Annotated in this window: 26 protein-coding genes; 14 read left to right on the top strand and 12 right to left on the bottom strand. The window is 62.1% G+C overall.

Annotated elements, in window-relative coordinates; genetic code table 11:
• Positions 1-17: 17 nt before the first annotated feature.
• Positions 18-332, top strand: coding sequence for a PA4642 family protein (locus IE079_RS02280; protein ID WP_189572148.1), 315 nt, complete (start codon positions 18-20; stop codon positions 330-332).
• A 44-nt stretch (positions 333-376) separates the two neighbouring features.
• Here the strand turns inward: IE079_RS02280 and IE079_RS02275 are convergent, their stop codons facing one another.
• Both IE079_RS02275 and IE079_RS02270 read right to left on the bottom strand, forming a co-directional pair.
• Positions 377-832, bottom strand: a complete 456-nt coding sequence (locus IE079_RS02275) for an Hsp20/alpha crystallin family protein (RefSeq protein ID WP_189572145.1) — start codon at positions 830-832, stop codon at positions 377-379.
• 159 nt (positions 833-991) lie between these two features.
• The gene (locus tag IE079_RS02270; protein ID WP_189572142.1) at positions 992-1,528 is read right to left on the bottom strand and encodes a gamma carbonic anhydrase family protein; all 537 of its coding nucleotides are present in this window, start codon (positions 1,526-1,528) and stop codon (positions 992-994) included.
• 99 nt (positions 1,529-1,627) lie between these two features.
• On the opposite strand from IE079_RS02270, the gene prlC reads away from it, so the two are divergent.
• Together prlC and IE079_RS02260 are read left to right on the top strand one after the other, a co-directional pair.
• Entirely contained in the window at positions 1,628-3,679 is a 2,052-nt protein-coding gene (prlC, locus tag IE079_RS02265) for an oligopeptidase A (RefSeq protein WP_189572139.1), read from the top strand.
• An 11-nt stretch (positions 3,680-3,690) separates the two neighbouring features.
• Entirely contained in the window at positions 3,691-3,948 is a 258-nt protein-coding gene (locus IE079_RS02260; protein WP_189572136.1) for a YheV family putative zinc ribbon protein, read from the top strand.
• Positions 3,949-3,976: 28 nt separating this feature from the next.
• On the opposite strand, the gene IE079_RS02255 is transcribed toward IE079_RS02260, so the two are convergent.
• The 9 genes from IE079_RS02255 to IE079_RS02215 form a co-directional block, all read right to left on the bottom strand.
• On the bottom strand, positions 3,977-5,311 hold the full coding sequence (locus IE079_RS02255) for a Na+/H+ antiporter family protein (protein ID WP_189572133.1): 1,335 nt from the start codon (positions 5,309-5,311) through the stop codon (positions 3,977-3,979).
• A 149-nt stretch (positions 5,312-5,460) separates the two neighbouring features.
• Positions 5,461-5,679, bottom strand: a complete 219-nt coding sequence (locus IE079_RS02250) for a DUF1653 domain-containing protein (protein ID WP_189572130.1) — start codon at positions 5,677-5,679, stop codon at positions 5,461-5,463.
• A gap of 9 nt (positions 5,680-5,688) precedes the next feature.
• On the bottom strand, positions 5,689-6,093 hold the full coding sequence (locus tag IE079_RS02245; protein WP_227712260.1) for a DoxX family protein: 405 nt from the start codon (positions 6,091-6,093) through the stop codon (positions 5,689-5,691).
• Between the two features lie 77 nt (positions 6,094-6,170).
• Positions 6,171-6,608 carry a group I truncated hemoglobin gene (locus tag IE079_RS02240; protein WP_189572127.1) on the bottom strand — a complete coding sequence of 146 codons (438 nt, stop codon included), beginning with the start codon at positions 6,606-6,608 and terminating at the stop codon, positions 6,171-6,173.
• An 8-nt stretch (positions 6,609-6,616) separates the two neighbouring features.
• A complete protein-coding gene (locus IE079_RS02235; RefSeq protein ID WP_189572124.1) occupies positions 6,617-7,489 on the bottom strand; it encodes a DUF3034 family protein in 873 nt (290 codons plus the stop codon).
• Positions 7,486-9,822, bottom strand: a complete 2,337-nt coding sequence (locus tag IE079_RS02230) for a putative bifunctional diguanylate cyclase/phosphodiesterase (RefSeq protein WP_189572121.1) — start codon at positions 9,820-9,822, stop codon at positions 7,486-7,488. The genes IE079_RS02235 and IE079_RS02230 overlap by 4 nt, the downstream gene beginning before the upstream one ends.
• Positions 9,823-9,824: 2 nt before the next feature.
• On the bottom strand, positions 9,825-10,466 hold the full coding sequence (locus IE079_RS02225; protein ID WP_227712259.1) for a methylamine utilization protein: 642 nt from the start codon (positions 10,464-10,466) through the stop codon (positions 9,825-9,827).
• Positions 10,467-10,494: 28 nt separating this feature from the next.
• The gene (locus IE079_RS02220; protein ID WP_189572115.1) at positions 10,495-11,136 is read right to left on the bottom strand and encodes a hypothetical protein; all 642 of its coding nucleotides are present in this window, start codon (positions 11,134-11,136) and stop codon (positions 10,495-10,497) included.
• Positions 11,137-11,240: 104 nt separating this feature from the next.
• Positions 11,241-12,566 (bottom strand): MATE family efflux transporter, encoded by a 1,326-nt coding sequence (locus IE079_RS02215; RefSeq protein ID WP_227712258.1) that lies wholly within the window; start codon positions 12,564-12,566, stop codon positions 11,241-11,243.
• Positions 12,567-12,898: 332 nt separating this feature from the next.
• Between IE079_RS02215 and coxB the strand changes: the two genes are divergently transcribed.
• The 3 genes from coxB to IE079_RS02200 all read left to right on the top strand — a co-directional run bounded on the left by coxB (position 12,899) and on the right by IE079_RS02200 (position 16,773).
• Entirely contained in the window at positions 12,899-14,035 is a 1,137-nt protein-coding gene (gene coxB / locus IE079_RS02210) for a cytochrome c oxidase subunit II (protein WP_189572112.1), read from the top strand.
• A gap of 91 nt (positions 14,036-14,126) precedes the next feature.
• Complete coding sequence (gene ctaD, locus IE079_RS02205; RefSeq protein ID WP_189572109.1) at positions 14,127-15,713, top strand: cytochrome c oxidase subunit I; 1,587 nt, start codon at positions 14,127-14,129, stop codon at positions 15,711-15,713.
• Positions 15,714-15,882: 169 nt separating this feature from the next.
• A complete protein-coding gene (locus IE079_RS02200; RefSeq protein ID WP_189572106.1) occupies positions 15,883-16,773 on the top strand; it encodes a cytochrome c oxidase subunit 3 in 891 nt (296 codons plus the stop codon).
• A gap of 48 nt (positions 16,774-16,821) precedes the next feature.
• On the opposite strand, the gene IE079_RS02195 is transcribed toward IE079_RS02200, so the two are convergent.
• The gene (locus IE079_RS02195; RefSeq protein WP_189572103.1) at positions 16,822-17,034 is read right to left on the bottom strand and encodes a twin transmembrane helix small protein; all 213 of its coding nucleotides are present in this window, start codon (positions 17,032-17,034) and stop codon (positions 16,822-16,824) included.
• A 74-nt stretch (positions 17,035-17,108) separates the two neighbouring features.
• On the opposite strand from IE079_RS02195, the gene IE079_RS02190 reads away from it, so the two are divergent.
• From IE079_RS02190 to hrpB, 8 genes are all read left to right on the top strand, one after another.
• A complete protein-coding gene (locus IE079_RS02190; RefSeq protein WP_189572100.1) occupies positions 17,109-17,834 on the top strand; it encodes an SURF1 family protein in 726 nt (241 codons plus the stop codon).
• A complete protein-coding gene (locus IE079_RS02185) occupies positions 17,835-18,470 on the top strand; it encodes a redox-active disulfide-containing membrane protein (protein WP_189572097.1) in 636 nt (211 codons plus the stop codon).
• A 64-nt stretch (positions 18,471-18,534) separates the two neighbouring features.
• Positions 18,535-19,632 (top strand): COX15/CtaA family protein, encoded by a 1,098-nt coding sequence (locus tag IE079_RS02180; RefSeq protein ID WP_189572934.1) that lies wholly within the window; start codon positions 18,535-18,537, stop codon positions 19,630-19,632.
• Between the two features lie 17 nt (positions 19,633-19,649).
• On the top strand, positions 19,650-20,540 hold the full coding sequence (gene cyoE, locus IE079_RS02175) for a heme o synthase (RefSeq protein WP_227712292.1): 891 nt from the start codon (positions 19,650-19,652) through the stop codon (positions 20,538-20,540).
• Positions 20,541-20,566: 26 nt separating this feature from the next.
• A complete protein-coding gene (locus IE079_RS02170; RefSeq protein ID WP_189572091.1) occupies positions 20,567-21,229 on the top strand; it encodes an SCO family protein in 663 nt (220 codons plus the stop codon).
• Between the two features lie 55 nt (positions 21,230-21,284).
• Positions 21,285-21,584, top strand: coding sequence for a putative quinol monooxygenase (locus IE079_RS02165; RefSeq protein ID WP_189572088.1), 300 nt, complete (start codon positions 21,285-21,287; stop codon positions 21,582-21,584).
• 47 nt (positions 21,585-21,631) lie between these two features.
• Entirely contained in the window at positions 21,632-22,834 is a 1,203-nt protein-coding gene (locus tag IE079_RS02160) for a YbfB/YjiJ family MFS transporter (protein WP_189572085.1), read from the top strand.
• A 36-nt stretch (positions 22,835-22,870) separates the two neighbouring features.
• Positions 22,871-25,354, top strand: coding sequence for an ATP-dependent helicase HrpB (gene hrpB / locus IE079_RS02155; RefSeq protein ID WP_189572082.1), 2,484 nt, complete (start codon positions 22,871-22,873; stop codon positions 25,352-25,354).
• Positions 25,355-25,397 lie beyond the last annotated feature (43 nt).

Below are 25,397 nucleotides of genomic sequence, written 5' to 3'. Positions count from 1 at the left end.
TTATAACGAGAGAGATCATGAGCGGACCTGAAAAACCGAAAGTCATCGGCGAGGAGTGGAGCGACGAACGGGTAAAGAGCTTCCTGTTTCTGAGCCCCTATGACGCCCGCATCAACCCTGATTATTATGTCCTGATCAGCGCGTATGAGGGCATGCGCGCGGAGGATTTCGAGCGTTTCATCGGTTTCTTCGTGGAGGCGGGCCGGGACCTGAACGCCAAAGACAGTCAGGGCGAGACCATCCTGGACCATGTATCCCGCCACAAGCGCATGACGGCCTATGCCGATATCCTCAAGGCCGCAGGCGCAAAAAAAGCGGCCGAGCTGGAATAACACTCCGGCCCGGCCGCTGGTGTCCCTGGAAGGAGGACGGGAGGTCAGTCGACCTCCACCTCGATGGCTTTGGGTTGCGCCGGTTCCACCTTGGTCAGGGTCAGTGACAGGACACCATCCCTGAAATTGGCCTTGACGCTTTCTTCGTCCACATTGTCCGGCAGGGTAAACCGGCGCAGAAAGCTGCCGTAGACCCGTTCCACACGGTGTTGTTTGTCGTCACCGGTTTCCTCTTCCTGCTTGCGTTCACCCTGAATGGTGAGCACGCCGTCATGGACGGTAACCTTCACGTCTTCTTTCTTCATTCCCGGCAGTTCGGCATCAATCACGAAGGCTTCCTTCGTTTCCTTGATGTCGACAGCCGGAGCCCAGTCGTTACGACGGAACAGGTCCTTGCCTTCACGCTCACCATTGGTGGCAGGCAGCCCGAAGTAGCGGTTGTAACGGTTAATCAGGTCTTCAAACTCGTTGACCGGATTCCAGCGGGTAAGATTGCTCATAATGAAACTCCTCCTGTGAACCTGAATACGATGTCTGGATTCAGCTTCATTCGCGGAACAGCTCCATCACGGTGGCGCCAACCGGATGGTTTATCCGTGAACGTCTGCTGTTTTCGAATGTAAGAACGGGTTGGAGTTTTTCAAGAGGGGCGAATACCATTATTGCTCAGCCAGGTAGTCGTCCTTCAGCTTCACATAGTTCGCAGCGGTGTATGTGAAGAAGGTTTTCTCATCGTCGGTCAGTGCCCTGGCCTTCTTGCAGGGAGAGCCGACATAGAGGTGGCCGGATTCCAGAGTCTTGCCTGGTGTCACCAGGCAGCCGGCGGCGATGATGACGTCGTCTTCCACCACCGCGCCGTCCATGATGATGGCGCCCATGCCCACCAGTACGCGGCTGCCGATGGTGGCGCCGTGGATCAGGGCCTTGTGGCCGACGGTGACGTCGTCGCCCAGTGTGGTGGGCCAGCCACCGGGGTTGAAGTCGGAGGCGTGGGTGATGTGAATCACCGTGCCATCCTGGATGCTGCAACGGTCACCGATACGGATCCGGTGCATGTCGCCCCGCACCACGGTCATGGGCCAGACCGAGCAGTCGTCACCCATTTCCACATCACCAATCACCACCGCTGACTCATCCACCCAGGATCTTTCACCGAATTTTGGTGTGTAACCCTTGTGAGAACGTATATTCGCCATTACATAGACCTAATTAGCCAAGACATTTGCATACCGTTATCTTCACAGATAATCCGGTAAATATCATTGATCCAAATTTGCCATCTGAGACGAGGCCAAATGAACAATCCACTGCTTACCGATGACCTGCTCCCCAGATTCGATCACGTTCGTATCGAACACATGGAGCCCGCCATTGACCAGATTCTCAGTGATAACCGCGTACAGATCCAGGATCTGGCCAGCCAGGACGACCCGTCGTGGGATACCCTGGCCCTGCCCATGGAGGCACTGGAAGATCGCCTCAACAACGCCTGGTCGGTTATCTCGCATCTCAATGGCGTGATGAACAACGAAGACATTCGTGCCGTCCACAAACGTTGCCTGGAAAAGCTGACGGAATACACCACTGAAATCAGCCAGAACGAACAACTCTGTGCGGCCTTCAAGAGAGTGGCTGAACGGGAGGACTTCAAGGACCTCAGTGAAGCCCAGCGCAAGATGGTCAACAACACCCTGCGGGACTTCCACCTGGGCGGTGTTGACCTGCCCGAGGAGAAGAAGAAAACCTTCGCCAACCTGTCCCGGGAGCTGTCCGACCTCTCCAGCCGTTTCAGCGATAACGTCCTGGATGCCACCCAGAACTGGTACAGGCACATTACCGACGAGAGTGAGCTGGCCGGCGTGCCCGACTCCGCCCTGGACGGTGCCCGCCAGGCCGCCAGACAGAAAGATCTGGACGGGTTCGTGATTACCCTCGACTTCCCCAGCTTCTTCCCGGTGCTGACCTATGGCGACAATCGCGAGCTGCGCCGTGAAGTCTACGAGGCCTTTGTTACCCGTGCCTCCGACGTGGGTCCGGACGGCGGCAAATGGGACAACACCCCGATCATGGCGGAGATCCTCAAGCGCCGCCACGCCCAGGCCAAACTGCTGGGCTTCAATAATTACGCCGAGCGCTCCCTGGCCACCAAGATGGCCTCCAGCGTGGACGAGGTGCTGGAGTTCCTGCACGAACTCGGGGCCAAGGCCAAGCCGGTGGCGGAGCAGGAAGTGAGCGAGCTGAAAGCCTTCGCGAAAGAGGAACATGGCGTTGACGACCTGGAAGCCTGGGACATCGGCTACTACAGCGAAAAGCTGCGTCAGAAGCGTTACGACATTTCCCCGGAAACTCTGCGCCCCTGGTTCCCCGCCGAGCGGGTAATCTCCGGCATGTTCCAGGTGACCGAGAAGCTGTTCGGTGTCCAGATCGAGCAAAAACCCGAGGTGGAAACCTGGCACAAGGATGCCACGGCCTATCGCATCTCCCGTGACGGCGAGGAAATCGCCTGGTTCTACCTGGATCCCTTTGCCCGTGAGGGCAAGCGTGGTGGTGCCTGGATGGCCGACTGCCGGGTACGCTGGCGGAACCAGCGCGGCCAGCTGCAGCTGCCGGTGGCCTTCCTTACCTGTAACTTCACCCCGCCCGTGGAAGGTAAGCCCTCGCTGCTGACCCACGACGAGGTCACCACCCTGTTCCACGAGTTCGGCCATGGCCTGCATCATATGCTGACCAAGGTGGACGTGGGGCACGTATCCGGTATCAATGGTGTGGCCTGGGACGCGGTAGAGCTGCCCAGCCAGTTCCTGGAGAACTGGTGCTGGGATCCCGAGTCCCTGGCGCTGATCGCCAGCCACCACGAGACCGGCGAGCCCCTCCCCAAGGATCTGCTGGACAAGATGCTGGCGGCGAAGAACTTCCAGGCCGGCATGCAGATGGTACGGCAGCTGGAGTTCTCGCTGTTCGACCTGCGCATGCACGCGGAATTCAGTGAGCAGGCCCCCACCAATCCGCTGGATATGCACCGGGAGGTCCGCAAGGAGATCGCCGTGGTGCGGACGCCGGAGTTCAACCGTTTCCCCAACTCCTTCTCCCACGTGTTTGCTGGTGGCTACGCGGCCGGTTACTACAGCTACAAGTGGGCGGAAGTGCTGGCGGCCGATGCGTTCTCGCTATTCGAGGAGAACGGCATCTTCGATCCGGAAACCGGGCACTCGTTCCGGCAAAACATCCTCGAGATGGGTGGCTCCCGTGAGCCGGCGGAACTGTTCAAGGCCTTCCGTGGCCGGGAGCCGGATGTGGATGCCCTGCTACGCCAGTCCGGCATCACGGACCACAACCACGCAGCCTGAGGAGTCAGACAATGGCCCGTACACCGAAACGCTTTATCGCCGGGGCCGTCTGCCCCCGGTGCGCGGCCATGGATAGGCTGACCATGTATGCCGATGACGACGGCGTACAGCACCGGGAATGCGTTTCCTGTGGCTTCACCGACAGCCAGGGGGGCGACGGCCCCTCCGGCAACCCGGAACTGGAGACGCGGGTGAACACGCGCTCCAATGAGGAAGATCACACGGTCAAGCAGGTGGTGTTCTTCAAGTCGGATAACACAGACGACTGACTAAAGGGCTAAAAAAGCTGTTTGCTGTTTAAAGCACCATCGCTGCCAGCCACCCGAACACCAGCAACGGCAGGTTGTAGTGCAGGAAGGTGGGCACCACGGTATCCCAGATGTGGTTATGCTGACCGTCGACGTTGAGGCCGGCGGTGGGGCCGAGGGTGGAGTCGGAGGCGGGTGAGCCCGCATCCCCCAGGGCGCCGGCGGTGCCTACCAGGGCCACGATGGCCAGCGGGCTGAAGCCCAGTTCCAGGGCCAGCGGCACGTACAGCGCGGCGATGATGGGGATGGTCGAGAAGGACGAGCCGATACCCATGGTAATCAGCAGGCCCACCACCAGCATCAGGAACGCCGCCAGGGCCTTGTTGTCACCAATGGTCGCTACCGAGCCCTGCACCAGGCTGGCGATGTCGCCGGTTTCCCGCATCACTTCCGCGAAGCCGTTGGCGGCGATCATGATGAAGCCGATCATGGCCAGCATCTTCATGCCTTCGGTGAACAGGTCATCGGACTCCTTCCAGCGCACCACGCCGGACAGGTTGAACAGCACGAAGCCGGTCAGCGCGCCCAGGATCATGGAGCCCAGCCACAGCTGCACCACGAAGGCGGCGGCAATGGCGATGATGGCAATCAATAGGGTCTTGCCGCTGTAGGGGGTGTTGACCCGCTCGGTGCGCTCGATTCTGGTCAGGTCATAGTGGCGTTCACCCCGGTAACTGAACAGCACCGCAATCAGCAGACCCACCAGCATGCCCAGTGCCGGCAGTGCCATGGCCCTGATCACGCTGAGGCCGTCGATGGCAATGCCGTTGTCGGCCACGTTGGCCATCAGGATCTCGTTCAGGTAGATGCCGCCAAAGCCCACCGGCAGGAACATGTACGGGGTGATCAGGCCAAAGGTCAGCACGCAGGCCACCAGGCGCCGGTCCAGGTTCAGCTTTGCCATCACGTACAGTAACGGCGGCACCAGCATCGGGATGAAGGCGATGTGGATTGGCAGGATGTTCTGGGACGACATGGCCACCGCCAGCAGCAGGCCGATGATCAGCCAGCGGACGCCTTTGCTCGCAGCCGCCGGGGCGTCGCCGGCATCCTGGTTGCCCACCATCGCCAGGGCCCGGTCCGCCAGGGCGTGGGCCAGGCCGGATTTGCCGATGGCCACGGCAAAGGCACCCAGGGTGGCGTAGGACAGCGCCACTGTGGCACCGCCGCCCAGGCCGCTGTTGAAGGCGTCAATGGTGGCATCCAGGGACAGACCGCCGAGCAGACCGCCGACCACGGCGCCAATGATCAGGGCAACAACAACATGAATGCGGGCAAGGCTCAGTACGAGCATGACGATAACCGCAGCGACAACGGCGTTCATGGTAAGACTCCGTGAATGGCATCGGCCCTTGTGAGGCCTTTTGCGCTTGATTAAGGATTGGACAGGTTGATTCGAAGGGGCGCTAATGTGCAGGAAAGCCGTAGCGGAGTCAAAGATGCCGGGGACGTCGAGGGCCCCGGCACGGAGGATCAGTCACTTATGCGGGTAAAGCGGGGCACTTCCTCCCCGGCCACGGTCACCGACTCGTTGAACATGTCCAGCGGCCGCACCCACAGGCTCTGGTCGCCGTACAGGCATCGGTACACCACCAGCCATTCTTCCGTCTCGCTGTGGCGGGCGGTGTCAATCACCTGGTAATCCTTGCCCTTGTAGTGGCGGTAGCGACCGGGGAGTACTTTCCGGGGCATGGCGATACCTCAGTTCTTCAGTTTGTAACGGCCCGGCCCCAGAAAGATCAGGGCCAGCGCGGTGAACAGGAAGAAACCCTGCAATTCCAGCGCCCAGCCGCCGTTGCCCCCGAGTTTCATCAACTCGTGGGTGTGCACCAGGGCGATGGCGACCAGCATGTTGAAGACGATCAGCAGGGCGCCGATGCGGGTCTGGTAGCCCACGATTACCATCAGCGGCGCCAGCAGCTCGCCAATCAATACACCATAGGCGAAGAATGCCGGAATGCCATGGCTGACCAGCTGGCCCTCGATAAAACCGACACCATTAAGCAGTTTGCTGATGCCATGAAACAGCAACAGGCCGCCCAGGGTAAGACGCAGGATCAGTTTGCCGAGATCGGGATGGTCCATCGGGGAGGGTACTCCGGTCATGGGACGTTCAGTGAATTGGAAGCCGCCAAGGTTAACGCCCGCGGTTACAAACGCCAAGTGTGATGATCACACCCGGGCTAACGGTGGGTGATCTGTGGGTGCAGCTCCACCAGGCGCTCCAGCAGACGGTTCTGGGCGCTGGTGCTGATGCCGTTGTCCTCCATGGCCAGCACCAGTTGCTCCGCCAGGGCATTGAACTGGGTTTCGGTGACGTTCATGCCGTCATGGACGTCGGTCATCGGGCGTCCGGTGTAGGTGCAGGGGCCGCCACTGAGTTCGCAGAGCTGATCCGTCAGGTTAGTATGGAACTGCACCACGTCGATGTCCTTGAACTGAAAGGCAATCCTGTCGTCCTCGACAATCCGGTACATCAGGTCTTCAACCATCTCGGCAATGCCGGCACGTTTGCCCAGGTCCTGATAGAGGCTGTCTTCCGATGGGCCGGGGGTGGCACAACCGGCGACCAGGGCCATCACGGATATCAGCACGGACACACGCAGTAAGGTCGTCATCATGGCTCTCCTCAGAAACTGCCCTGCAATGAAAGGTAAAGGCCCCGCTGATCCTCCAGCCCGGCAATATCGCCCAGGTCGGTCCAGGCGGCGGTGACGGAGACACGGCGATCCGGAACCCAGGCGACGAAGGCGTCCCACCAGTCATCCTCGGTGGCAAATCCCAGGTTGTCCGGCTTGTGCCGGTATTCGGCGCCGGCGATCCAGCTGCGGTTTAAAAACAGGCCGACACTGGTTTCCAGCATGGCCTTATAGCTGTCATTACGGTCACCGCCAAAGCCCAGCAGCCCGCCCTGGTTGGCCCTGGTGCCCCGTACCGTGGCGTTCACCAGCAGGTTGCGGTCGGCCACGGCGGCGAAGAACAGCTTGCTGCCGGACAGGTAGACATCGGTGCCCTGGTCATCGTCTGCGCCAATGGCCTCCGGTATATCGAAGTCCCGCTGGCGCTTGTGCTGCAGGCCCAGGGACCACTGGCCATAGTCGCTGTAAAGTACATCGCCGAACAGCCGTGCCTTGATGCCGAAGATATCCTGGGACAGTTCGTCCTCGCCGAGGGTGGCACCCAGGGTGTCCAGGTCCAGGGTCTGGCGGGCGATGCTGACTTCCACACGGTTGTGCCAGTTCAGCGCCGCGCCGGTGACGTTCAGCGTGAAATCGTCCACCTCCGCCCGGGACAGGGTGACAGTACCGCCCCATTCCTGATCACTGGCGTAGCCCGCCAGCAGTGCCCAGGGTACCAGCCCGCCGCCAGCGCTACCCTCGATGGTGGTAACGCCACCGGTGGCCCACAGCCGGCTGCCGGGATCGGCAAGGGCCGGCGTGGCAAGGGTCAGGCCGGCCACCAGTGCCAGCACCGGTGCGCCGTGGTTTGAACAATGGGTCATGAAATATCTCCGGTCATCGGACGCAATGTGGCGGCCTGTTCGCGGAAGTCACCAGCCCAGCCGGGCAGGTCCGCGGGTGGCATGGGCCGCGCCATGTAGAAGCCCTGCCCCTTGTCGCAGCCCCAGCCCTGTAACAGGCGCCAGCTGTCCAGGTTCTCGATGCCTTCCGCCACCACCGTCAGGCCCAGCCCGTGGGCCATGTCGATGGTGGAACGCACGATCAGTTGGTCCTGGGGCTCCTGGTTCAGGCGCAGCACGAAGGACTTGTCGATCTTCAGTTCCTGCACCGGCAGCTGGCGCAGCTGGGACAGTGACGAGTAACCGGTGCCGAAATCGTCCACTGACAGGCTGGCACCCATGGCCCTGAGCTGATCAAGGGTGTGCCGGGCGGACTCGGTATCCGTCATGATCGCGCTTTCCGTGACCTCGAAGGTCAGCCAGTGGACGTCGATGCCCTGCCCGCCGAAGGCCTGGCGGATATCATCGGGCAGACGGGTATTACTCAGGTCCAGGGCAGACAGGTTGATCGCCGCACCGATCATCAGCCCTTCCTGATGCATGACCGCAAGGTCGCGGGCGATACGGGTCAGGATGAAGCGGGTCAGGTTGCGGATCTGGCCGGTCTGTTCCGCCAGCAGGATAAATTCCTCCGGCGAGACAAACCCCAGTTCCGGGTGGTGCCAGCGTGCCAGGGCTTCCACCTGGACCATGCGGGCGCTGTCCATGGCAATTTTGGGCTGGTAGACCAGGTTGAGGCCGTCGTTGGCAATCGCGTGCCGCAGATCCTGGGTCAGGGTCAGCTCCCGCAGGTGCGACTCGTCGCCGCCTGACTCATAGGCAGCCACCTGTTGCGGGCTGTCTTCCGCCCGTTTCAGGGTCAGGCGCAGTCGCCGGCGGATCTCGTCCGGGGTGGTGGCATCCCGGGGCAACTCGAGCCCGGCCACGGCAACGTGCAGGTTGATGGGCGTTTCACCAATGGTGGTGCTGGCCTGCAACTGATCCCTGAGCCTGGTCAGCAGGGTTGCCAGCGGGCCCTGATCCGGGTCGGTCAGGACCACGAATTCGTTGCCGCCGGAGCGGGTCAAAAGCCGGGTCTTATCGGGCAGGCAGGCTCGCAGCCGCTCGGCGGCCAGCACCAGCACCTGGTCACCGAATTCGAAGCCGAGGGTGTCATTGAGGGCCCGGAACCGGGTCAGGGTAATACCGGCCAGTAACAGGGGCTGCTGGTTCGCCAGTGCGTTTTCCAGCGTCTCGTTCAGGGCCTTGCGGTTGGCCAGGCCCGTGAGTTCGTCGTGGAAGGCATTGAACCGGATGCGCTCCTCCCGTTCCCCCACCCGCTTTTGCATGGTGGTCAGGGCGTTCTGGAGGGTGCGCAGTTCGCGGGTTCTGGGCGGTGGTGGTTCGGGGGCGTTTCGGCCATCGCCAATGGCGGTGGCGAAGCGGGCCAGATCCAGTACCGGGCGCCCCAGGGCCCGGGCCGTCAACAGCACCACCATGCCGGACAGGACCACCGCCACTAGCAGGATGAGTGCCAGGTCGGCGGCGCGGTCATAGTAGTTGGCCAGCGCCTGCTCCCGGTCGATGAGCAGTACCGCCTGTACCGGTGAAGGCTGAGCGGAACCCAGCTGCAGGGTCCGCGAGAAGAAGCTGTTGGTCTCCTCCATCTGACCGTTATTCCCCGGGGGCGGCAGCTGGCCCATGCTGTCTGGCGGCCGGCTCGACGCCAGCACCGAAGCGCCGGTACGGTCGCGGAAGACCACCTCGGTGCCGGTCAACCCGGCGAGCCGCCGCGCAAAGTCGTCGTCCAGGGCGAAACCCGCTACCAGCCAGGCCCGCAGGCCTGCTCCCCGTACCGGCACGACAAACATCTGCAGGGCCCGGTTGCCGGTACTGAGGATCTGGTCTGCCTGGCCCTGGTCATTCGCCCGCGCCAGTAATTCCGGCAAAAACCGCTGTATGTCAGCTTCCTGTGTGCCGATGCTGGCCAGGGCGGTGCCTTCGCTGTCCAGTACAATGGCAATATCGGCCCCGGCGCGACCGGCGTGATTGTCCAGGGCGCTTGCCATGGTGGCCTGGTTGTCGCTGGCAATGGCCGAACGGAAGCCGAAATCGTCCACCAGTACCTGCAGGTTGCCGGTGAGCAGTTCGCTGCGTCCGGCAATGATTTCGGTGGTTACCCGTGCCGCCACATCAAGGCTGTCGGCGGCTCGCTGTTCCTCGTCTTCCAGCAGGTACACCATGAAAGAAAGGCCCAGAGCCAGGGCGGTGGCTGCCACCAGGGACAGCATCGCGACCAGCAGGCGGCCACGAAACCCGAGTCCGTCCAGACTCACGGTTACAGGTCCCGGAAACGTTGCTGCAGGCGGTCGAGGGAAGAGTCCGTTTCCGGCGCGGGGCGAACGTCCAGCGCAAGGGGTATCGCTTCGCCGCTGGCCCCGTTGACGGCAACCTCCACCAGATTGGTGTTGTCAGCCAGCCGCGGATGCCATGCGCGGACCTGCCGGGGAAGCGGCTGGTCGTCGGGCCAGTCGAGGGTCAGTTCGCCGGTTTCATTGCTGACACCATGCTGCTGGTCGGTCACCAGGATGAATCCCTGCATCCGGTCATGGATATTGCAGCCCAGCTCCACCACGCCGGTGGTGTCAAAGCGGACCGGTGCTTCGGGAACACCGGCATACAGTTCAATTTCGAAGGTCCTGGCGGGCGAGAACGAGTAAACGTGGTGCTGGGTATTGTCCCGGTTGGGGAAGTTGACCGCGGTGCCGCGCGGCACCACCAGTACGTGGGGAACGAACTGACGATTCTCCTGAATCATGCTGGCGTCGGCTGTGGCACTGTCCGCTGACCGGGGCAGCACAATGACGGCATTGGCCAGCGGCATGCCGCTGTCGGCGCCGGTCACCCGAAACGAGACAGTCCCGGCAGCAGCCAGCAAGGGAGCCACGGTAATACACACTATCAGAGCCAGTCTGAACATCATTAGCGCCAATCGCTCGGTTGGTCGGTCAGGGCATCAGGGTAAACCGGATGTGATTCCGCGTCAGCAGGTTTTCCCAGTATTCCTTCATCCACATCCTGGCCGCTTTCTGCAACTCCTCTACGAACGGATCCAGATTCAGTTCATAGTATTCGGGCGAGCCCGCCAGGTTCAGCGTGGTCAGGTTGATGGATTCGTCCAGCTCATTGGCAAAGGGTTCGCCGATCAGCTGGTGGGCCAGCAGGTTGGCCTGGGTGACCTCCACATCCACCACCTGGCTGCGACGGGTGGACAGGTTGTTCTCGTACATTTCCTCCATCAGCCGGTGGCACAGGTAAGCCTTGATCAGCAGGCCGTCGAGGCCGTCGTACCGGATCAGCATGATGGACGGCTGGGTAAAGTAGCAGATGGCGGTCTGGATGAACGGATCGAACAGCCCGCGCTTGCCGGACTTGCGGGCGCAATCATCGATACAGTCAATCAGGCGGGGAGCCATTTCGATGTACTCGATGGCGAACTGGAACAGGCACATGGCCGGCTGGTAGCCCTCGACGGTCACGCTGGCGGGCAACCGTGATGCCTTCGCTCGCATCTGACGGAGGAATTCGCCAGATCGGGCTTCCTGCCGACGGGCCTGATCGATGATGTTCAATACTGCCTCTGGAGTCATGTCAGACAATGCCGGGTTTGCTTCATCATTGCAGGGAATCCCGCTCCGGGCGCCCTTTGTTGGAGTGTAGTTGAGATTTTTTCCGATGCCGGAGGGATTGGCCCTCACTCATGGCGGAACCATGACCTGTTTCCGGTTCGCACCATGAACACCGTCGCCATGGTGCCGGCTCTGGCCAGCATCAGCATGATCAGGGCAAACCACAGGCCATGGTTACCCCATGACGTGGTCAGCCACCAGGCGGGCAGGAACACCGCCAGTGCGGAGAACAGCATGGTGTTCTGCATGTCCCGCGTACGCGTGGCGCCGATGAAGATACCATCGAACAGGTAGCCCCATACCGCGGTCATCGGCAGCAGCCATAGCCATGGCAGATACTGGCGGGCCGTGGCGCGCACTTCCTCGATGCTGGTGAGCAGGCCGATCAGCCAGTAACCGCCCGCGATGAACAGAACGGTGAACAACACCGAACCGATCAGCGACCAGCGGGCGGCGGTGCGGCAGGCTACCATAAAACGCCGGTGGGAGCGGCGGCCCACCGCCTGCCCCACCAGCGCCTCGGCGGCGTTGGCAAAGCCATCCAGGCCATTGGAAATCACCAGAAGAAAGGTCAGCAACACGGCGTTGGCCGCCAGGATGACCTCGCCCTGTCTGGCGCCCTGGGCGGTGAAGAAAGCCAGCACCAGCAACAGCGCGATGGTTCGCACCAGCAGGTAGCGGTTCACCCGGATCAGTGCCAGATAATCCGGCCACTGACCGAGCAGTTCCCGCAGGGTGGCGCGATGGTCCGGCAGGCGCTGCCAGACCAGCCACAGGCCCAGGGCGGTAGCACCGTATTCGGCGGTGACCGTGGCCATGGCGACGCCCCGGCTGTTCCAGCCCAGAACGGTGACGAAAAGCACATCCAGAACAATGTTCACGCCGTTGGCCACGATCAGCATGATCATTGGCCCGCGGGGAAGCTGGCAGCCAATCAGCCAGCCCACCAGGGTGTACTGGCACAGCACGGCCGGGGCGCTCCAGATGCGGATGGCGGCATATTCGGCGGCCAGTTCCGATACCTCCGGGCCGGGATTCATCAGCGCCAGGCCAGTGGCAATCAGGGGCGTCTGCAGCGCAATCAGTATCAGCGCAATGGCGCACGCCAGTAACAACGAGCGCAGCAGCAGGGCGGTCTGGCCGGTGGTATCCCGGCGCCCGAACGCCTGGGCGGCAAGTCCGGTGGTGCCCATGCGCATGAAGCCGAAGGTCCAGTAAAGGATGCTGAACAGGTTGGCGCCCACGGCGACCGCGCCCAGATACTGCGGGCTTTCCAGGTGGCCCAGTACTGCCGTATCCACCAGCCCCAGAAGCGGTACGGTCAGGTTGGTGAGCATGAGGGGCCAGGCCAGTCGCCAGAGATGACGATCCGAGCGGGTCAGTCTGTACATTCCGGATTCCGTCGTCGGTTGCCATGATATAGGTCAAAAAAGAATAAGCTTATTTCCATAAAATTTTTCAAAATGTGCCCAAGGTTTTGAGTGTGACCTAACTATCTGTCTATACTGCGTTCTGGTTATCCGTGAACAGACTTCCCGACGATTGCCCTGTTGCGTGTGCGAGCGCGACAGGTTCCAATATATTCCGGGGGGCGAACTTCCAACCGACAGCTGGAAGTGTCACGCAGATCCGCCAGACATCATGACAGGCAGCCGTCACGGGAGAGACGAGCGCTCGAAGTGTGTCTGTCATGAACAAGAACAACATTCTGTGGAGACGCGGTATGCACGTGCACGTAAAACGGGCAGGTGCCCTTGTTGCGGGACTTTTATTGTCCGCTCCGGCTCTGGCCGAGTGGACCCTGAACATGTCCCCGGGGGTCACCGAAACGAGTAACCAGGTCTATGGTCTGCACATGACCATCCTGTGGATATGCGTCGCCATCGGCGTCGTGGTCTTCGGGGTCATGTTCTGGTCCATTTTTGCCCACCGGAAATCGAAAGGTCACAAGCCGGCCAACTTCCACGAGAACACTGTCGTGGAAATTCTCTGGACTATCATACCCTTTGCCATCCTGGTCATCATGGCCATTCCCGCCACCGCGACTCTGGTCGACATGTACGATTCCGAGGAAGCAGAGGTCGAGATCAAGGTCACCGGTTATCAGTGGCGCTGGCAGTACGAATACCTCGATATGCAAGGCAACGAGGATAACGAGTTCGGGTATTTTTCCAACCTCGCCACGTCACGTGACGAAATCAACAACCGGATGAACAAGAACGAGAACTACCTTCTGGATGTGGATAACCCTATGGTAGTGCCCGTGGGCAAGCGGGTGCGCCTGCTGATTACCGCCAATGATGTCATTCACTCCTGGTGGGTTCCTGCTTTCAGCATCAAGAAGGATGCGATCCCCGGTTTTATCAACAAGGTCTGGTTCCAGGTGGACGAGCCCGGCACCTATCGTGGCCAGTGCACCGAGCTGTGCGGCAAGGACCACGGTTTCATGCCAGTGGTCGTGGAAGCGGTGCCGGAGGAGGAGTACAACCAGTGGGCGGCGAACCAGCGCGAGGCAGCCGAGAAGGAGCGCCAGCTCACCGAGAAGGACTGGACCCTCGACGAGCTGGTTGAGCGGGGCGAGGGCGTGTATGCCTCCTACTGCGCCGCCTGTCACGGTGACGACGGGTCCGGCGGTGGTGCGTTCCCGTCCTTGCGGGGCACATCTGTAGTGACTGAAGATATGGACGCCCATCTGGATATTGTGGTCAACGGCGTCAGCGGTACGGCGATGCAGGCCTTTGGTGGCCAGCTCAGCGAAGCCGACCTGGCCGCGGTCATTACCTATGAGCGTAATGCCTGGGGCAACAACACCGAAGAAATGGTGACGCCGAAAGAGATTTTCGACTACAAGAATCAGTAACAGATAGCCGATTGGCGGGGCCTGGCCCCGCCATCTTCGCCAGATAACAAGATATCGCCAGCGAGAAAACAGGCGGCAACGGGGGTTTCAAATGAGTGCGGTCGCAGATACCCACGCCCAGGACCACCATCATGGTCCCGCCAAGGGCATAACCCGGTGGCTGTTAACCACCAACCATAAAGATATCGGGACCATGTACCTGATATTCAGCTTCACCATGTTCCTCCTCGGGGGCAGCATGGCGATGGTCATACGGGCGGAACTGTTCCAGCCCGGGCTTCAGATCGTGCAACCGGAATTCTTTAACCAGATGACCACCATGCACGGCCTGATCATGGTGTTCGGCGCGGTCATGCCTGCGTTTGTGGGCCTGGCCAACTGGATGCTGCCACTGATGGTCGGCGCGCCGGATATGGCGCTGCCACGGATGAACAACTGGAGCTTCTGGCTGCTGCCGGCGGCGTTCCTGATGCTGGTGTCCACCCTGTTCATGGAGGGCGGCGCTCCCAACTTTGGCTGGACGTTCTACGCGCCCCTGTCGACTACCTACGGGCCGCCGAGCACTACCTTCTTCATCTTCGCGGTGCACATCATGGGGATTTCCTCGATCATGGGGGCCATCAACGTGATCGCCACCATCCTCAACCTGCGCGCGCCGGGCATGACCCTGATGAAGATGCCAATGTTTGTCTGGACCTGGCTGATCACGGCCTTCCTGCTGATTGCGGTAATGCCGGTTCTGGCCGGTGTGGTGACCATGATGCTGATGGACATCAACTTCGGCACCAGCTTCTTTGATGCCGCCGGTGGCGGTGATCCGGTGCTGTTCCAGCATGTGTTCTGGTTCTTCGGTCACCCCGAGGTGTATATCATGATCCTGCCGGCCTTCGGTGTGGTGTCTCATATCATCCCGGCGTTCGCCCGCAAGCCGCTGTTCGGCTATGCCTCCATGGTGTATGCGGTGGGCGCCATCGCCCTGCTGTCGTTCGTGGTCTGGGCGCACCACATGTTCACCGTGGGCATCCCCATCTTCGGGCAATTGTTCTTCATGTACGCCACCATGCTGATTGCCGTGCCCACCGGGGTGAAGGTGTTCAACTGGGTAGCCACCATGTTCCGCGGCTCCATGACCTTTGAAACGCCGATGCTGTTCTCGGTGGCGTTTGTCATCCTGTTTACCATCGGTGGCTTCTCGGGGCTGATGCTGGCCATTGCACCGGCGGATTTCCAGTACCACGACACCTACTTCGTGGTGGCCCACTTCCATTACGTGCTGGTACCGGGTGCCATCTTCGGGATCTTTGCGGCGGCCTACTACTGGTTGCCCAAGTGGACCGGCACCATGTATGACGAGACCCTGGGCAAGACCCACTTCTGGTTGTCCTTCGTGGGCATGAACCTGGCCTTCTTCCCGATGCACTTCCTGGGTCTGGCCGGCATGCCCCGCCGTATTCCGGACTACGCGCTGCAGTTCGCGGACTTCAATATGGTGTCCAGTATCGGCGCGTTCATGTTCGGTGCCACCCAGTTACTGTTCCTGTTCATCGTGGTGAAGTGTGCCCGGGGCAACGGCGAGAAAGCATCCGCCAAGCCCTGGGACGGCGCCGAAGGCCTGGAGTGGACGGTGCCATCGCCGGCGCCCTATCACACCTTTGAAACGCCCCCGGAAGTAAAATAGGGGTCGTTTTCCGGCGGCAGATACCCCGGTCGATTCCGGGCCAGGGTGTCAGTCCGGGGTCCGGCTGGCGGGTGACCGCAGTGAACCCGGGTGCCATTTCCCGTAGCGAGTGACACGACAACAATAAATGAGAACGGACAGGCCACCGGACAGGCCTCTGGAGAAAAGCATGGCGAACAACCAGCAGACGTACTATGTACCTGAACAGAGCAAGTGGCCCATTGTGGCCACGGTCGGGATGCTCCTCACCCTCTACGGGGTAGCGTCCATCATGGTCAGCGGGTCACAGGGCGAATCCGCCCAGGGCGCCTGGATCATTTTCAGCATTGGTAGCCTGGTGATGGTCTACATGCTGTTCGGCTGGTTCGGGTCGGTGATCCGCGAAAGCCGCGCAGGGCTTTACAGCGATCAGATGGATCGCTCCTTCCGCTGGGGTATGGCTTGGTTCATCTTTTCGGAGGTGATGTTCTTCGCGGCCTTTTTTGGGGCCCTGTTCTATGCCCGTGTGTTCGCGGTGCCGTGGCTGGGCGGTGAGGGCGACAAGGGCGCCAGTGCCATGTTGTGGGAAGGTTTCCAGGCCACCTGGCCGCTGATCAACAACCCGGATCCGGAAGCTTATCCCGCCCCCGAAGGCGTTATCGGGGCCTGGGGGCTGCCGCTGGTCAATACCATTCTGCTGGTCACGTCGTCATTCACCGTGACCGTGGCTCACCACGCCCTGAAGGAAAACAATCGCAAGAAAGTGAAGATCTGGCTGGCGGCTACCATCGTGCTGGCTCTGGTGTTTCTGGGGCTGCAGGCCGAAGAGTATGTGCATGCCTACCAGGATCTGAACCTGACCCTGCAGTCCGGTATCTACGGCAGCACCTTCTTCATGCTGACCGGCTTCCACGGCGCCCACGTCATCCTGGGCACACTGATCCTGATCGTGATGTTCATCCGCATCCAGAAGGGGCATTTCACCGGCGACAACCATTTCGGGTTCGAGGCGGCCAGCTGGTACTGGCACTTCGTGGACGTGGTCTGGCTCGGGCTGTTTGTCTTCGTGTACGTTATCTGATCCTTGCATACACCCCGGGCAGTCTTGCCCGGGGCCGTTTCCCACGGCTCAACGGTAGGGGGTAGGATTGAGGTCAAGGCCGCCCTGCCATAGCGCCAACAGGATAACGACCAGCAGCAGAATGCTGAGCCCTACCCTCACCGCCAGCAAATGAACTACCCGCCGTCGACCGCCATCATCCTTGATAAGGAAGAACAGCCCGCTGAACAGGCTGATAATGACGGCCAGCATCAATACCACGATCAGGATCTTGAGAAGCATGGGTATCGTCCCCGGATTGGATTCCCGTTATTGTTGTCAGTATTCGCATCGTAGGTATGGGACTATAACAGAGCATGTCTGAACATGAATCCCGTGGCCGTGTCTGGAGGCCGGACTGGCGGCTGCTGTTGCTGGCCCTGGTGTTGTTGCCGGTGCTGCTGGGACTGGGGTTCTGGCAGCTTGGCCGCGCGGCGGAAAAGGAACAGTTGCTGTCCCAGTGGTCGGATCCTGCCCGGGCGACCGAGTGGGGGCAGCTGGATATTGACGGTGCCGTCACCGGTCAACCGATCAGCCTGACCGGTGACTACGGCGCGCCGGTCTGGCTGCTGGACAACCGTACCCGGGACGGCGCACCGGGCTATGAGGTACTGTCGCTGTTCCACCCCGACCAGGGGCCACCGGTACTGGTAAACCGGGGCTGGGTGCTGGCGGAACGGCGCCGGGACCAGCTGCCGGAGATTGATACTCCGCAAGGGCCGGTCCGGTTGCTGGCACGGGTGGCGGACTATCCGGTACCGCCGGTACTGGCTGGAGAGCCCACCGCCGGCGAACAGGCCGACCGCTGGCCGCGTCGGGTCCAGGCGCTGCCAAAAGAGCAGGTGGTACGGGTGGAGCCGGAGGTGGCCGCGAGAACGGTCAAACTGGATGATTCGAATCAACCGGGTGCCTTCCGGGCAGACTGGGAACCCGATATGATGGAGGCCCAGACTCACTATGGGTACGCCCTGCAGTGGTTCTCCATGGCGGCCGCGCTCATCATACTGACAATAATAGCGAGCTTTCGTAAGCAGGAGTCCTGAATGACCGACACGACTGCCCAGCAGCATGAAACCGAACCTACCCCCGAACAGGTCCGCCGCGGTCGTCGTACCGCCATGTTGTTGTTTGCCATCGGTTTTGGCCCGATGATCCTCGCCACGATCATGTATTACAGCGGTTGGCTGCACCCGGAGACCCGCAGCAACCACGGCGAGCTGATCGAACCTGCCGTGCCGGTGGCCGAGCTGAATCTGGTGGATGCCGATGGTCAGCCCCTGCAAACACGCTTTGGCCCCCAGCTTGAGAATCCCAAGTGGATGCTGGTCGTTACCGCGCAGACCTGTGGCGAAGGCTGCGAACAGCTGCTTTACCTGGCGCGGCAGGTCAATATCGCCCTCGGCAAGAACGCCAACCGGGTCAGTCGTGCCGCCTGGATTGGCACTGTGCCTCCGGAACTCCAGTCCCGCTGGCGCAACGAGTACAGCTCCATGGAACGACTGCGGTTGGCACCGGGCGCGGAAACGGCATGGCCTGAAGCCGTCAATCCCGCAGAGAGCCCCCGTATCCTGGTGGTGGATCCCTTCGGTAATGTGATGATGCACTACGGCAACGAGCACACTGGCAAGGAGATTCTTGAGGATCTCAAGCACCTGATGAAACTGTCCCAGATTGGTTAACATCGCCCAGCCAGGGTCGGTGTCAGAAAGGAAACGGGTTGTGGCGGAAGAACAACAATATTCCATGGACCAGCATTCCATGAACAGACAGGGTCAGGCCCACCGGGTGATGGCCCGTTGGGCGCTGATTGCCGCGCTTTTTACCGTTGTGGTGGTGATGTTGGGCGCCTGGACGCGTCTGGTGGACGCCGGGCTCGGTTGTCCCGACTGGCCGGGCTGCTATGGCTTTCTGACGGTTCCCCAGAGTGAATCCAGCATTGCAACCGCCAACGCCCGATTCCCGGAAAGCCCGGTGGATGCCTCCAAGGGCTGGCCGGAGATGATCCACCGCTATGCCGCCGGTACTCTGGGGCTGATCGTGTTCGGTCTGGCCGGCTATGCGGTCAGGCGCCGCCGGGAAGGGGTGCCGGTAAAACTGCCGCTGTTTATTGCCGGGTTTATTGTACTGCAGGGGCTGTTTGGTATGTGGACAGTCACACTCCAGTTGTGGCCCAAGGTGGTGGCACTGCACCTGCTGGGCGGGTTCACTACCCTGAGCCTGCTGACCTTGCTGACACTGAGGCTCCGGGGCCGGCACAGGCCGCTGCCCCCGGACCGGGAGAGTGCCCTGGCCCGACTGCGGCCCTGGTTGTACGGCGGGCTGGCCCTGGTCATCCTGCAGATTGCCCTGGGCGCCTGGACCGCCGCCAATTACGCCGCTGTGGCCTGCCCGGACCTGCCCACCTGTCAGGGCCAGTGGTGGCCTGAGAATATGGACTTCCGGCATGGTTTTGATCTGCTGCAGACCATCGGCCCCAACTACCTCGGTGGCCAGTTGACAGCCGATGGCCGGGTCGCTATCCATGTCAGCCACCGCCTGGGGGCGATAATTGTACTGGTCTATTTCTCGGCTCTGCTGCTGGCGCTCTGGCGTCAGGTACGGCACACTCCGCTGCAGTCCATGGTGCTCTTGACCGCAGCGGCCCTGGTCGTGCAGATTGTGCTGGGTCTGGCCAATGTGGCGTTCCATATTCCCCTGTCCGTCGCGGTCGCCCACAATGCCATGGGCGCCGGCTTGCTACTGACGGTCATTCACATGCTCTGGCGCGTCCACGGCACTGCACGACAACCGGTCGCAGAACCGGACAAGACAACAACAAATCATCACGAGGTACCTGCATGAGTGACCAGGCCAAAGCTATGGCTGCCGAATCCTCCGCCAGACAATCCGTTTCCTGGCGGGACTTCCTGGAGCTGACCAAGCCCAAGGTGGTGGCGCTGATGATTCTCACCGCCGTCATTGGCATGCTGCTGGCCGCGCCCGGTGTGCCAGGCTGGGACATACTGCTGTTCGGTAACCTGGGTATCGCACTGCTGGCCGGTGCCGCCGCTGTCGTCAATCATGTTGTAGACCAGAAGATCGACACGGTGATGGCCCGCACTCGCCGGCGCCCGGTGGCGACCGGACGCGTCAGCCAGCTGGATGCGCTGTTGTTCGCCACCGTGCTGGCCCTGGGCGGCATGATGATCCTGATGTGGCAGGTCAATGCTCTTACCGCCTGGCTGACCCTGGCGTCGCTGGTGGGCTATGCCGGTATCTACACCCTGTTCCTCAAGCGGGCCACGCCCCAGAACATCGTGATTGGTGGCCTGGCCGGGGCGATGCCGCCGCTGCTGGGCTGGACCGCCGTCACCGGCCAGGTGGAAGGCCATGCCCTGCTGCTTGTGTTGATCATCTTCGCCTGGACGCCGCCGCATTTCTGGGCCCTGGCTATTCATCGCAAGGAAGAGTACGCCAAGGCGGGCATTCCCATGCTGCCGGTCACTCACGGCAACCGCTATACCGAACTGCATATCCTGCTGTATACCCTGATGCTGCTGGCCGCGACCCTGCTACCATTTGCCACAGGCATGTCGGGCTGGATCTATCTGGCCGGCGCCACGGTTCTCGGGTTACGATTCCTGCAGTATTCGGTCCGCCTGCTTCGGGGTGACGACCGGCGAGTGGCCCTGGCGACCTTCAAGTACTCCATTACCTACCTGATGGCCCTGTTCGTGGTGTTGCTGGTGGACCACTTCTTTTATTTCTGAGAACGCCAGGTTAGACAGGAGACATCATGGATCGCTCGATCCGGCGTACGCTGGTGATATTGCTGCTGGTTGTGGCCCTGATATTCGGCTTTGTCGTGTTCCAGCAGATGGAGTCGCAGGATCAGGAGCCAGAACCGGCCCCGGACCTGAGCGCCATGAATACCTTCGTCTACGACAAACCCAGGGAGCTGGCCGACTTCACCCTCACCAGCGAAGAGGGCGGGACCATGACCCGGCAGAGCCTCGAGGGCCAATGGACCTTCGTGTTTGTGGGCTATACCAATTGCCCGGATATCTGTCCCGCTACCCTGTCCACCCTCAGTCAGACCGATGAACGGCTCCCTGCGGAGCTGCCCGAGCCGAGCTACCTGCTGGTCAGCGCTGATCCGCAGCGGGACACCCCTGAGCGGCTGAAGGAATACCTGGACTTCTTCGGCGAGGATTTCCACGGCGTTACCGGCGATATGGATGTGCTGCGGAGCCTGGCCCGGAGCGTGGGTGCCGTGTTCGTTCATAGCGACGACGGCGACGGCAATACCCTGGTGGACCATAGCGGGCATCTGGCCCTGATCAATCCGCAGGGCAGCATGACCGCCGTTATGCAGCCACCCCATGATCCGGACAAGCTGGCCGAGGCTTACCGGGAAATCTACCAATGGACCCGTCGCAACCAATCCGGTGCTGGCTGACAGTCCCGACCAACCGGCGCCCCTGGCGGTGCCCTGACCCAACCCGAGGAAGACCATGCTATACGTACGAGCGATCCTGAACGTCAAACCCGATCAGCGTGAGACCCTGCTGGAAGCGGCCAAGCCATGCATCGAGGCGACCCTGAAAGAGCCAGGTTGTCTGGAGTATGAGCTGCACACCAGTCTGTCCGATCCCAATCGCCTGGTGTTTCTGGAAGTCTGGGAATCCGCCGAGCACCTCGAACCCCACGGCAAGAGCGACCATATGAAAGCGTTTGGCAAGGTGGCTGCCGGCTGCCTGGCAGGACCGCCGCGAATCGAGTACATTACCCCCGCCAAGGTAGATGTGAAGTAACCCGAGGAGCTTCCCCAAAGGCTCCCTGACACCCTTCCGGAGCCGTAATGACTGAACACCGGTCCGCCCCCGATCCGCGCCAACTCGCCATCGTCGTGCTGGCCGGTGCCACGATGTTGCTGGTGGTCCATGCCCTGGGCCGCTTTATCTACACACCCCTGCTGCCCTATCTGGTCGGCGACGGCCAGCTCACTGCCAGTGAGGGGGCGTCGGTGGCCACCTGGAATTACCTGGGTTATCTCATCGGTGCGCTGCTGGCGGTGCGCTGGTACCGCCCGGACCAGATCCGTATCGCCCTGCCTGTTGCCATGACGGTGCATGTGATCACGACCCTGCTGCAGACCCAGGTGGAGCCGGCGTCGTGGCTGTCCGGCCTGCGTCTGATCAACGGCATTGCCAATGGTGTGGTGTTCGTGCAGGCGCCGGCACTGATCCTGGAATGGCTGGTACGACGCAATCGCACGTCCGCCAGCGGTCTGATCTATGTGGGGGTTGGCGCAGGCCTGCTGTTATCCAGCTTTCTGGTGTCCGGTACGGCGGACCTGCTGTCCGGTCCTGCCCGCTGGTGGCCAGCGGCGTTACTGTCGATTCCGCTCGCGGCCTGGGCAACCTGGCGCCTGGTAAAACTGGACGTGCCGGCACGGATCCAGCGGGACGATGGCTCCTTTGCCGACAAGGGCCCGCTGCTGGACCGGGCCAGCATCCCCCTGTTCCTGTCCTACGCTGGCGCCGGCCTGGGCTATATCCTGCCCATGACCTTCCTGCCACTGCTCACCAAGACCCAGTTGCCGGAAGGGCACTGGCTGGTGGATGGTTCCTGGCTGCTGGTGGCGGTGGTGACCATTCCCGCGCCTATCGTGTGGAGCTTTCTGGGCTCCCGCTTCGGCGATCTGGCGGCGCTGCGTCTCAACTACCTGATTCAGTTTCTGGGGGCGCTGGCGGTGGTGATCTGGCCCGGCCCGCTGGGCATTGTGCTCTGTGCCCTGCTGGTGGGCAGTACCTTCGTGGGCACGGTGCTGTTGACCCAGCGCATCGGCCGGGCCCTGCATCCTCACCAGGGTCCGAGGCTGTCTGCGGCCATGGTGGCCCTGTACAGCGTCACCCAGATGGCCGGCCCGTGGCTGACCCGGCAATGGCTGGACGCCGGCGGCACCCTGATAGGGGCCTTCACGCTGGGCGCCATTGCCCTCGGCTGGGGCCTGTTGCTGGCCCTGTTTGTGCCCCGGGCCGAGGACTGGCACGCTCGCTAGTCTTCCTGCTTCCCGATTCTGATTGACTTGAACGCCATGCTGCCCATTGAACAGGTTTTGCCCGAACTCTTGCGCACCCTGGAACAGCACGCCACGGTCCTGCTGCAGGCGCCGCCGGGTGCCGGCAAGACCACCCGGGTGCCGTTGGCGCTGCAGTCGGCTCCCTGGCGGGACGGTCGCAAGGTCCTGATGCTGGAGCCCCGTCGCCTGGCCGCCCGTTCCGCCGCCCGCTATATGGCCCGCCAAAGGGGCGAAAGGCCCGGGCAGACCGTGGGCTACCGCACCCGCCTGGACACCCGGGTGTCATCCGAGACTGTGATCGAGGTGGTCACCGAGGGCATCCTCACCCGTCTGATCCAGTCCGACCCCCTGCTGGAAGACTACGCCGCCGTCCTGTTCGATGAATTTCATGAGCGCTCCCTGCAGGCGGACCTGGGTCTTGCCCTGGTTCGGGAATCCCAGCAGGTGCTGCGTCCCGACCTGCGGATCCTGGTGATGTCCGCCACCCTGGACACCGGGCCTCTGACGAAGCTCCTGGGGGGCGCTCCGGTGGTGTCCAGTGAGGGCCGGGCGTTCCCCGTGGCGGTGTTCTACCGCCCCCTGAAGACCACGTCTGGACGTCCACCCCGTCTGCTGGATCACGTGGTGAGCGTTATCCGCGAAGCCCTCGTGGAACAGCCGGGCTCCCTGCTGGTTTTCCTGCCGGGCGCCGGCGAAATCCGCAAGGTGGAGCAGCTGCTTCGCCCCCACCTGCCGCCAGCCACTGAGCTCGCGCCCCTGTATGGCAATCTCAAAGGCGAGGCCCAGGACAGGGCCATCGAGCCGGCGGCGGAAGGCCGGCGCAAGGTGGTACTGGCCACCGCCATCGCGGAAACCAGTCTGACCATTGAGGGCGTGCGAGTGGTGGTCGACGCCGGGCAGGCTCGCCGGGCGGCGTTTGACGCCAACAGTGGCATGACCCGCCTGATCACCGGCCGCGTCTCCCGGGCCGCCGCCGAGCAGCGCAAGGGCCGGGCCGGCCGGGTGGAGCCAGGGGTGTGCTATCGCCTGTGGAGCGAGTCGGAACACCAGGGCCTGGCGGACTACACGCCACCGGAAATCTTGTCCGCGGACCTGGCGCCCCTGGCCCTGGATCTGGCCCAATGGGGCGCCCGCGACCCTGCCGACCTGGAGTGGCTGGACCCGCCGCCACAAGCCCACTGGACCCAGGCTGTAGAACTTCTGCAATGGCTGGACCTGCTGGACGGGGAAGGCGCCATCACCGACCACGGTCGCCGTGCCCGGGAACTGGGCATCCATCCGCGGCTTGCCCATATGGTGGTGAAGGGCCGTGAACTGGGTTATCCGAAAAACGCCGCCCGGCTCGCTGCCTTGCTCGGTGAGCGGGATCTGCTGGGACGGGGTGCAGGTGCCGATGTGGTCTACCGGCTTCAGCTGCTGGACGGCCAGTACCATGCTCCGCAACTGGACCGGAACCGCCTGGATGCCGTTCGCCGTTCTGCCGACCGTCTGTTACCGGCCAGAAGCGCCAGGGACCAGGATGATGCTCTGCCCGCCGGCCGTCTGTTGGCACTCGCTTACCCGGACCGCATTGGCCGGCGTCGCCCCGGTGACGCCAACCGGTATCAGCTCAGCAACGGCCGCGGCGCCAGTCTGGCCGAGGAAGACGCCCTCGGTCGGCAACCCTGGATTGTGGCCGCGGATCTGGACGGCCAGGCACGGGAAGCGCAGATCTACCTCGCCGCTGCCACCGACCGGCCTACCCTGGAAGCCGATCTGGCCAGGCATATGGAAACCACCGAAGAAGCCCGCTGGGACGATAACCGGGGCACGGTAATCGCTCGCCGGGTGACCCGTCTGGGCGCTCTGGTGCTGGCGGAGCAGCTGCTCCCGGATCCGGGGCCGGAACAGCTTCAGCGCGGCCTGCTTACCGCAGTCCGGGAAAAGGGCCTCGACAGCCTGCCCTGGACCGGGGCCGCGCGCCAGTGGCAGGCAAGGGTCCGGCAGATGCGGGACCTTGAACCGGACCAGTGGCCCGATGTGTCGGACGAGGCACTGGTGGCCACCCTTGAGCAATGGCTGGCCCCTTTCCTGGCCGGCATCCGCAACTGGAAGGGCCTGCAGCAGATCCCGTTGCACGATGCTCTGCAAAGTCTGCTGCCCTATGATCAACAGCAGCGACTGAGCCGTGAGCTGCCAACCACGCTGGAGATTCCCACTGGCCAACACCTGCGGCTGGACTACACCGCCGACAACGGTCCGGTGCTGGCCGCCAAACTCCAGGCCCTGTTCGGCTGGACCGAAACCCCGAAGCTCGCCGGTGGCCGCCTTCCGGTCATCATCCACCTGTTGTCACCTGCCCAGCGCCCACTGGCCGTCACAGCGGATCTGGCGAATTTCTGGAAGCAGGTCTACCCGGAAGTCCGCAAGGAAATGCGCGGGCGCTACCCCAAGCACCCCTGGCCGGAAGATCCGCTGACGGCGGAGGCAAGGATGGGGACCAAGAAGTCCGGAAAGTGAATACAAACAGGCAATACGGTATGTTTGAGGGCCCAAGTTCTTT

The organism is Marinobacter zhanjiangensis, from assembly GCF_014651935.1.
Lineage (GTDB): Bacteria > Pseudomonadota > Gammaproteobacteria > Pseudomonadales > Oleiphilaceae > Marinobacter > Marinobacter zhanjiangensis.
Note: the sequence above shows the minus strand (reverse complement) of the source record. Positions and strands in the feature narration are given on the sequence as shown.